The following is a 9,176-nucleotide window of genomic DNA, read 5'->3' on the forward strand; positions in this document are numbered from 1 at the left end:
TAACAACATCTTAACTACGACCTAACGGTGATTGACAATGCCGCTCTCTCTTCGTCTGGTAGACATTAGTGGTCCATTCGTCGATCAGTCTGCGCCGGTGCGGAACTGGTCGTCATTTCCGTTCAATCAGATAGATATTCCCTCTCCGCCTTACGTTGATCAGGCTCGCCTGCAACGTGGTGTTGAGCACGCCCTGGCGTATCTGGATGCGGTACAGGCTCAGGGCTACACCGGTATAGTGATTGACAACCTGGCGCACCTGGTGACCTTCGATCAGGCACCCCGGCAATACTATGCACCCGATAGCCCTTTTCGTCTACGGGCACTGGCCTACCAACAGGCTTTGTGGCCACTTCTCACTGAGGCGGCGAAGCGTGGGATGCAGGTCTACGTTACCACTGATATGCAGTGGATGACGTCTGAGTTGCGCAAGGTTGCCGGTGCGCTCACCGCCGATAATCCTCGTCTGACAGCGATCAATCAGGCTGCATTCATCGATCTCTTTTCGGCCCTGCCAATGGTGCAGGGGGTAATAATCCGGATCGGTGAGACCGGTGGTGCGCATGACATCCCCGGTTATACCGGACACCTGCTGTATCACGATGTAGCGACGATCCGTCACCTGATTGCGACCCTGCTTCCGGTGTGCGTAACCTTTGATCGCCATCTGGTCATCCGCACCTGGACATTGGGAATCGGTGAGGCGGGTGATCTCATCTCATCACCGGCCCGCTATGCGGCAGTATTTGCCGATCAGCATGATCCACACCTCCTGGTTTTGATCAAACATACACCGGCTGATTTCTTTCGTTTCTTGCCGCCCAATCCAACCCTGGGCTTGCCTGGCCCTCGTCAACTGGTCGAAGTGCAGAATCGCCGCGAATATGAGTTATTTGGATTGGTTCCTGCCGGCGTGGTTCATTTGCACAGCGCTGCGATTCGCCGGGCAGCAACCAGTCCGCAGTGCGTGGGTATCTGGGCATGGAACAGCACCGGTGGTTGGGGTGGCGGGGGCGCGACGCTCGGACCAAACGGCTGGAACCTCTGGACTGAAGCCAGCAGTGCGGTGACTGCAGCGCTTGCCCGTCAGCCCGATATTGATGCTGAAGCTTTCGTGCGCACCTGGTTTGCGCAGCGACTGGCGAACTACAGTCCACCATTTGCCGAAGCTGTTGCGACTGCTTACCTTATTTCTGAGCAGTTGATCGAAGAGGGGTGGTATTTCGGACGTTTGCCGGCATTGACAAACGTCAAAGGGATGGTAACCCCTTCGTTGCTTTGGGTCTGGTGGATGCATCCCACCGCCGCGCTGCCGGTCTGGATATACCTTGCCGAATCACTGACTGCCATCGAGCCGGTGATAAACCGGGCTGAACAGGCAGTGCAGCAGGCGCAGCGTCTTCGCGATCACGTCACTGCTACAGCTCCCTCGTCAGACCCTCTGGCCCAACAGATTGTGACTAGTCTCGAATATTTGCATGATGTGCTGACAATCGCTTGGCGCACACGGGCGTTCCTGTTGCCGTTGGCGGCAGCAGTGAAATCACGCCGGCGTCCTGTACTCGATGCTGCGGCGCAGGCACTGGCCGCGACCATCCAGCACCACAGGGAACACTGGGGTAAGCGCACCGACTTTCCACCGCTCGAACTTGATGAACTGACCGATTTCCTTGCCACCTGGCAACATTCACCCGCCCTGATCTGGCACCGGGCAAAGCTAGCAGCCTGGATTGTCACGTTGCTTCGCCGTCGAAGCGCTGGGGTAGTGCGCATTGGCCCAATGACCGGCGCGTTGCTCCCGCCGCAGGTGCGTCGTCACTTGCTGCAAACTACCTTACCCTGGCTGAGCCGACGGCTGAACCTGCTACCTGCAATCTTTTTTGAGACCGGGCCAGCGATTGGCGAATGGGCGCACTAAAGAACGGCGTCTGCGTCCAGGCCGAGCCATGGTTACACAGTTATGATAACTCAAATTGCCACCTATGCTATGAGCAGGCTATAGAGGCTGACTGTCAGGATGAATAACGTGACGTTACACGCAACACCGTGTGGCGCAACCGCGTGAATGATGTGGGTAGTAGCCAATTCCTATGGATGGGTTAGGCCACGCCTTACGGTAGCAACCCGGCTTGTACCTATTCGCTGTGCCCTCTGTGTCTCTGTGGTGATAAAGGTAGCAACTTGGATTATGATAACCCAAGTTGCCGCCTACGCTGTGAGCCGGCCACGTAAGACTGACTGCTATGTGAACAGCACGACGCTGCGCACAACATCGTCGAACGTACCTGTGTAAACTATGTAGGTGGCAGCCAGTTCCCGTAGATGCGCTCCGTCATGCTCTGAGGTGGCAACCTGGATAGTGTCCATCCTCTGTGTCCTCCGTGTCTCTGTGGTGATATAAGATTGCAACCTGGATTTATGATACAGACTCGACCGGTCGCCCGAACTGTCGCCATACACGCTCGCGCACCACACCGGCAACCCCGCGCCATCCCCAATACTTTCCGTGCACCAGTGTAGCGCGTCGCTGTAACGCCCGCCGCAGATCGGCTGCGCTGGTGCCAGCAAAGAGCGTGCGCCCGGCACCGATCATTGTAAGATTGTGGGCATCACTGCCGCCGATATGTATCAACCCCCATCGCTGAGCACATCGAGCCGCTCGCTCATTGTTCATCGGATTCCATAGACTGGCGTTGAAGACCTCGATGCCGTCAAGCTGCATCCAATCAACATCAGTCCGCTCTGGGCCAAGCAGGTGCCGTCGTCCGATAGAAGGCACCAGCATGCCGAAGGGATGGGCCGCGAAAGCCATGCCACCCTGATCATGGATCCGAGCGACGGTTTCTGCAACACTCAGACCCGCCGGAACTGGCTGCTCAATGAACAGTGCTAGCAGATGACCGCTGCGCGTCGAGATTTCACAGCCAACGATCACGTCAATACCATAATGCGATGCTTGTTCACGGGCGTGGAGTGCTCCGCGCAGCGTATCGTGGTCGGTAATCGCAATCACGCGCAAATCGGTTTCGGTTGCTACATACGATAAAACCGCCTCTGGTGAGGCGGTACCATCACTGGCTGTAGTATGAATGTGGAGATCGGCAGCGGTGAGTAGTGAGTCCACGGGCTACACTCCCTTTTGTTCTGTAATACGGCACACATTTCAATCCTGATCATATGATCAGGATATCTTTGCCGTACTTAGTGTAGCCCGCTTTGTTCAAGAACTTGTGATGAATGGATCAAGCGCAGATAAACAACAGGTAAACAATTAGCGACCGGGAAGCAACGTATACTCAGCCACTGCCCGTCGCTCGCTGCGATTACCATACGCACTGAAAGCGTAGCGCCCGGCCGGATTCTGCTCACTCAGGTACAGTTCAGTTGTAAACGAGCCATCGGCTGCCGCCGTCACATCAGCGAGCCACTCGGTCGAGTAGTCAGGTCGGGTAGTCCAAATCGTAATCACCTCGCCGGGGAGAAAACCGGTGCCGCGTAATGACACTGCACTGCGTTGCTGACTGCTGCCCAGTCCGACCTCTAACCCGGCAGTACCGCGTGGACGGAGAGCATCACCAACCTGCACCTCAAACTCAACGATACCATTACCGCCACTCTGCAAGCCACGTGCTGTCAGCGCATATCGACCGACCGGCACACCGTTACTGTCTATAGCCAGCCCAATCCGTCCCTGACCATCGGCAATCTGGACACCGAGATCGGCAACTGCATTGTTCGGATACCGTAGCCAGAGGGCAACGCGCTCGCCGGGTTTATACCCACTACCGCTGAAGCTGAAGGTATTCCCCTGCGTTTGTACGGCCCGATCAACCGTCAATTGAACACCGGCCGTAGTGCCGGGTGCGGGCGCAATGTCAACCTCGATACTGGCGTAGGCTTCACGACCACTCTGCCAGCCGCGAGCGGTGTAAGTGTAGCGCCCGGTTGGGGTAAACGTTGCGCCGAGAAAATCGGGAAGGTACGGGTGACTGAATTGACCACGCTCATCGATGGTGAGCACCGTCACCCCGTAGACTGTATAGTCGGGATAGGTAATCCAAATACTCACCTTCTCGCCGGGCACAAAACCACTGCCGTACAGCGTCACCGTCGTGTTTTGTCGGGCAACAGTTGGTGAAACAGTGAGGCTGGCGGTTTGGGCATTGGCCGACCAGCTCCAAATAGCGACAATGCTCCCCAGGATACCGGTAAGCAACAGCGCGAAGATGGTAAGGCGTGAACGGTTAATCATCGTCATAGGAGTCTCCTTACGGGTCACCGACAAAACGGTTTCATCCCTACGAACGATGACGGTTAGCGTTCTCACCACCGAAAGATTACAGGGAGTTGAACAACTATTAGACGCATCACCACAAGCAGTAGTCTTACGTTTTGGCGAGGATACCATTACCAGCCAGCATTGCCTATATCGCGCAGTTTGGCGTGCGGCAGCCATGCTGCCGCATCCACCGTGCTCACGATCAGACGCAGCTCCCAGCGGACTCCCGTGCCGGTCGTGATCGGTGTCGCGTGGCCTGCGGCAGCCAAACTGCCGCCTCCATTATGCGCTTACCAGCCAGCATTGCCCATATCGCGAAGTTTGGCGTGCGGCCGCCATGCTGCCGCATCCACCGTGCTTACGATCAGACGCAGCTCCCAGCGGACTCTCGTTCCGGTTCGTAACCTGCGTCATATCGTCTGGCGTCTATCAGCCAGATAAAGGGTATTGCATGTTGGCATTCTTTATGTTATCGTTTTTGATAACGATTTTGAAGTTGATATACCTGAAAGGTTCTGCTTATGCCACTCAAAAACTTTGCCGTTGTGAATCACCCGGCGCGCATGCGCATCTTTCAGGCGCTCACCGGGGTTGAACTCTCCATCAATCAATTGTCACGTGTCCTGCCCGACATTCCTAAACCGTCGCTGTACCGACACGTACACAAAATGCTGGAAGCAGGCGTGGTGCGTGTTGCCCGTGTACGTCATATTCACGGGATCGAAGAGCGCTTCTTCATCGCCGAGGAAGGGTTGATTGGCCCAATAGATGTTTTTCAGCCTGGCGGGTTAGAGCAGTTCGCCGACCATGTTCAGTTATACGGCTCGTCGGTAGCACAAGACCTGGCGCATTATGTACTGGAGCGTGGCGAACCTGATCTGAATAACATCATTGCCCGCGAATACACGTTCTATGCTACAGAGCAGGAGTTCGTGGAAGTACGTCGGGCGATCTACGATCTGTTAGAGGCTCTGCAAAAGAACCTCCCGGCTGAAGGACGCATCAAACGTCGCATTTTTATGATGGGCCATCCATTGCGGACAGCACTGCTGGTAGACCAGGCAAATTCGTCGGATGCAGAGTAAGCCTTACGTCAGGAGGTTGCCATAGCATACCTCTCCCGGTGGCCGGTATTAATGAGCTGACACAACGTCTACCGCATCAGGAGTCCCCGATGCAGACTTCTACGCTATTGTCGGTACCTATCTCTTGCCTGCACTCATATGTTCTGTCTTTCCTTACCTGGTGTTCCCCGCCGTCCAAATATGCAGATTAGCGATGCCTGTTTTTTTTTCTGCTGGTCTGTGACGAGTTGAGTCAAGGGTTTGCATACTCTGCCGGTAATAGGGCACGTGTCGGTCGCCTGCGTGCTTTGGTGGTCAGAGAGGGTGCAAATCGGTGAAGGGCAATCGCTGCTGGCCGGCAAGCAGCTACCGCCTGCCATGCCAATCCTCATTTCCTGATCGCCTTCACTCCCACCATGACCGCCATCCCCGCAGTAAGTAGCGCTACCACCCACGCCATCGTGGCGAGCGGCACGACAGCCGCTTGTTTGAGCGCGATTCCACTGGACGCCCAGACGACCACCAGTGGCAATACCCCGTCTTGCCAGCGGTAGACAAACCACCAGCTCAAACCGGCAGCCAGTCCCAGCAGAACCATTGCACTCACAATCCCACCACTGCCGGTATCGCGCCAGCCCAGCTCGTACAGCAGGACACCACCATTGACCAGGGTGGCGACACAAATCCAGCCCAGGTACAGGCTGAACGTTGGCCGTACCAGCCACTGCTCACCAACCTCCGCTGGGCCGGGGCCACGCAGTGCCAGATAGACGCCAATCAGCCCCACCAGCACAATCAGCATTGCCGGTAGTGAGAGCAGGGGCAGATTGTAGTGCCAGAAGATGAGCCACGCTATATTGCCGACACAGCTCAGTCCGAACCAGAGCGCGGCGGCTCGCAGGCGGGGATTGGTTGCCTGCGTCGGAAGAAGCTGATAGGTTGCATAACCGATAAGACCGATATAAATCAAGCCCCAAATCGAAAACACATAGCCGGGCGGTGTGATAAAAAGAGGGTAGCGGTCTGAAATCTCGCCGGTGGTCTGCCCGTTGAGTGGCAACGTATTCGCCAGAATGTTGGTCACAATAGTTGCCAGCAACCCAATCACTACCCCCATCTGTTGCAAATGAAATATTGGACGAGCAAGTGATGTGTTCATCGTAATCTCCGTTATAATGATGATACCGAGGCGAAGTGCGTAGACTCGCCTGCCTGTATTGTAAGAGGAGAATGGTCGCCATGCCAGACTGGAAGAGCTATCTTGCCGAACATCAGGAACATTTTCTTGCCGAGTTAGTTGATTTTCTGCGCATTCCCAGCATCTCGGCCATCTCAGCCCACGCCGGGGATGTGCTACGTGCTGCCGAATGGGTAGCAAATCGCCTGACTCAGGCCGGCATGGAACATGTCGCGATCCTGCCTACCGGTGGTCATCCGGTCGTCTATGCCGATTGGCTGCACGCGCCGGGAAAGCCAACAGTGTTGATCTACGGCCATTTTGATGTGCAGCCGGTTGATCCTCTCGATCTATGGACACACCCGCCCTTCGAGCCGCATATCGAACATGACCGCATCTATGCTCGTGGTGCGAGCGATGATAAAGGCAACATGCTCATTCCAATCCTGGCAGTGGAGGCGCTGCTGCGCAGCAGCGGATCGCTACCGGTCAATATCAAGTTCTTCTTCGAGGGCCAGGAAGAGATTGGTAGTCCGCAGATTCCGGCGTTCCTGCAGCACGAGCGTGAACGGTTTGCGTGCGATCTCGTCTTAAGCGCCGATGGTGGACAGTGGAGCGAGGATCAGCCTCAGATTCTGGTTGGTCTGCGCGGCGGCTGTGGATTACAGATCGACGTGCGTGCCGCAAATATGGACTTGCATTCGGGCATGTACGGTGGTGTCGTGCAGAACCCGATACATGCGCTGGTGCACATCCTCGCCTCGATGCGCTCGGACGATGGTATGATCACCGTTCCCGGCTTCTACGATCAGGTGCGACCACTGACCCCTGCCGACCGCGAGCGGATTGCGGCCATTCCCTTCGATGAAGAGAAGCTGAAATCATCCCTCGGCGTGCCGGCCCTCTTCGGTGAAGCCGGTTTTACCCCGCGTGAGCGTGAGTGGGTGCGGCCAACACTTGAAGTTAACGGTATCTGGGGCGGCTTCCAACAGGAAGGTATCAAGACTGTCTTGCCGTCTGAAGCCCACGCCAAAATAACCTGTCGGCTGGTGCCCGATCAGGAACCCCAGGTCATCCTCGATCTATTGCAGGCGCACATCAAGCGACATACCCCACCCGGCGTAACCGTGACCGTGACACCACTTGCCTTTCAGGCCTTCCCCTACCTCATTCCCGAAGACGATCCGGGCAATGTCGCCGTGCGTGAAGTCCTGATTGAGCTGTACGGCCGTGAGCCGTATTACGTGCGGAGTGGTGGTTCGATCCCGGTATGTACCCTCTTCCAGCGCCAGCTCGGTGCGTATACCAGCAACTTTGCCTTTGGCCTGGACGATGAACGCTTCCATGCGCCCGATGAATTCTTCCGCTTGAGCAGTTTCCGCAAGGGACAAACCGCCTATTGTATGCTGCTTGAGCGGTTGGGACAGTGAGGATAGACCGGCTATCAGCACTTGTCCAGTAACTTGCGATTCTGTTGGTCTTATCAGTCGTATGTGGACTGTATCGCATGAGTGCGGAACCTGCACGTCCGCACTCATAATCTGCGGATCGAGATTGTCAGGTGATCAAGTTGATGTCTGATACGTAACCCGAGGTGAGTCCAAAAGGAGAGAGGATATGCTCGACTACGCTGCTGTGTATCGTCGTGAGCGTACCATTCAGCAACTGGTAGATGGTTTAACCGTAGCCGATTTACATGCCGAGACCGACGAGATGTACGACACGGTCGAACGGCTGATTACCGACTGTACCGATGCGGATGTGACATTTCAGCCGGTTGATCCCAACGCGCACGATCCATTTGCCAGTGATCCGAATGCAGTTAACCAGGCATGGACACTCGGCCATGTGATCGTTCATCTCACTGCTTCGTGCGAGGAGTCGGCGTTTCTAGCCGCCGAAATGGCACGTGGCGTGCCATTTCATGGCCGTTCGCGCTATGAAGTGCCCTGGGAGACCGTCACGACAATGTCCCAGGTACGTCAGCGTCTCGCCGAGAGTCGCCGCATGCTCCATGCGTCGTTGAATATGTGGCCCGACCATCCGCATCTCGACTACATTGTCGAACCTTGGCGGGGTGCGCCGCCGGTTGATGCGCGTGGACGATTTGCCTTGGGGCTGGCCCACGCCTACGATCATCTCGGCCAGATTGCCGAGATTGTGCGTCAGGCAAAGGCAGCCGCCCATTCCTGATCGGTTTTTCGCCATAGCACACGCCTGCTGCCTTGAGAACGCTTCTAATGTGTTGGGATAAGAATAGTTCCAACAGCGCCGACAATTCATCCGCCTGGGCACGGCCTGGGGCGCAATACCATGCGCGTTCAGTAGCAGAGCGATCTACAGCGTACAACGCATGGGCACTCGTGTGAGCTGTATACTCACAGGTGTGGACTGTGTCAATGCATACGGTGGTATATCTTGTGTAGGCCAGGCGATTCTATAGGGGTATTACCACGAGTCGTGAATGATGATCGGGATATGGTGAACAACCATACCCGATCATTTGTTACTTGTAGATTCAGTAACTATTGCTTGTTGACTCCCTTTTGCTCTGTATTACCCGCCACACCACTTCATCGCGCATAGGCAGTTCGTAGATACGGGCACCGGTAGCATCGCGAATCGCATTGGCGAGCGCTGCTGCCCCGGCGGTGAT

At 55.9% G+C, this 9,176-nt stretch carries 8 protein-coding genes; 4 read left to right on the plus strand and 4 right to left on the minus strand.

All coding sequences use genetic code 11. The features are described from left to right. The first annotated feature begins 37 nt into the window (after positions 1 to 37). Positions 38 to 1,918 (plus strand): hypothetical protein, encoded by a 1,881-nt coding sequence (locus tag VAE57_RS06295; protein ID WP_322821037.1) that lies wholly within the window; start codon positions 38 to 40, stop codon positions 1,916 to 1,918. A gap of 498 nt (positions 1,919 to 2,416) precedes the next feature. Here VAE57_RS06295 and VAE57_RS06300 read toward each other — a convergent pair whose 3' ends face one another. The 3 genes from VAE57_RS06300 to VAE57_RS06310 all read right to left on the minus strand — a co-directional run bounded on the left by VAE57_RS06300 (position 2,417) and on the right by VAE57_RS06310 (position 4,548). Next, positions 2,417 to 3,124, minus strand: a complete 708-nt coding sequence (locus tag VAE57_RS06300; protein WP_322821038.1) for a PHP-associated domain-containing protein — start codon at positions 3,122 to 3,124, stop codon at positions 2,417 to 2,419. 147 nt (positions 3,125 to 3,271) lie between these two features. Further along, positions 3,272 to 4,258, minus strand: a complete 987-nt coding sequence (locus tag VAE57_RS06305) for a hypothetical protein (protein ID WP_322821039.1) — start codon at positions 4,256 to 4,258, stop codon at positions 3,272 to 3,274. A 149-nt stretch (positions 4,259 to 4,407) separates the two neighbouring features. Continuing rightward, positions 4,408 to 4,548, minus strand: a complete 141-nt coding sequence (locus VAE57_RS06310) for a hypothetical protein (protein WP_322821040.1) — start codon at positions 4,546 to 4,548, stop codon at positions 4,408 to 4,410. A gap of 252 nt (positions 4,549 to 4,800) precedes the next feature. Between VAE57_RS06310 and VAE57_RS06315 the strand changes: the two genes are divergently transcribed. Further along, complete coding sequence (locus VAE57_RS06315) at positions 4,801 to 5,364, plus strand: helix-turn-helix domain-containing protein (RefSeq protein ID WP_322821041.1); 564 nt, start codon at positions 4,801 to 4,803, stop codon at positions 5,362 to 5,364. A gap of 367 nt (positions 5,365 to 5,731) precedes the next feature. Here the strand turns inward: VAE57_RS06315 and VAE57_RS06320 are convergent, their stop codons facing one another. Beyond that, positions 5,732 to 6,502: a TspO/MBR family protein gene (locus VAE57_RS06320; RefSeq protein ID WP_322821042.1), complete on the minus strand. Its 771-nt coding sequence runs from the start codon at positions 6,500 to 6,502 to the stop codon at positions 5,732 to 5,734. Positions 6,503 to 6,582: 80 nt separating this feature from the next. On the opposite strand from VAE57_RS06320, the gene VAE57_RS06325 reads away from it, so the two are divergent. Both VAE57_RS06325 and VAE57_RS06330 read left to right on the plus strand, forming a co-directional pair. Next, on the plus strand, positions 6,583 to 7,950 hold the full coding sequence (locus tag VAE57_RS06325) for a dipeptidase (protein ID WP_322821043.1): 1,368 nt from the start codon (positions 6,583 to 6,585) through the stop codon (positions 7,948 to 7,950). Between the two features lie 187 nt (positions 7,951 to 8,137). After that, entirely contained in the window at positions 8,138 to 8,713 is a 576-nt protein-coding gene (locus tag VAE57_RS06330; RefSeq protein ID WP_322821044.1) for a DinB family protein, read from the plus strand. Positions 8,714 to 9,176 lie beyond the last annotated feature (463 nt).

Source organism: Chloroflexus sp. (assembly GCF_034434295.1).
In the GTDB taxonomy this organism is placed as follows: Bacteria; Chloroflexota; Chloroflexia; order Chloroflexales; family Chloroflexaceae; genus Chloroflexus.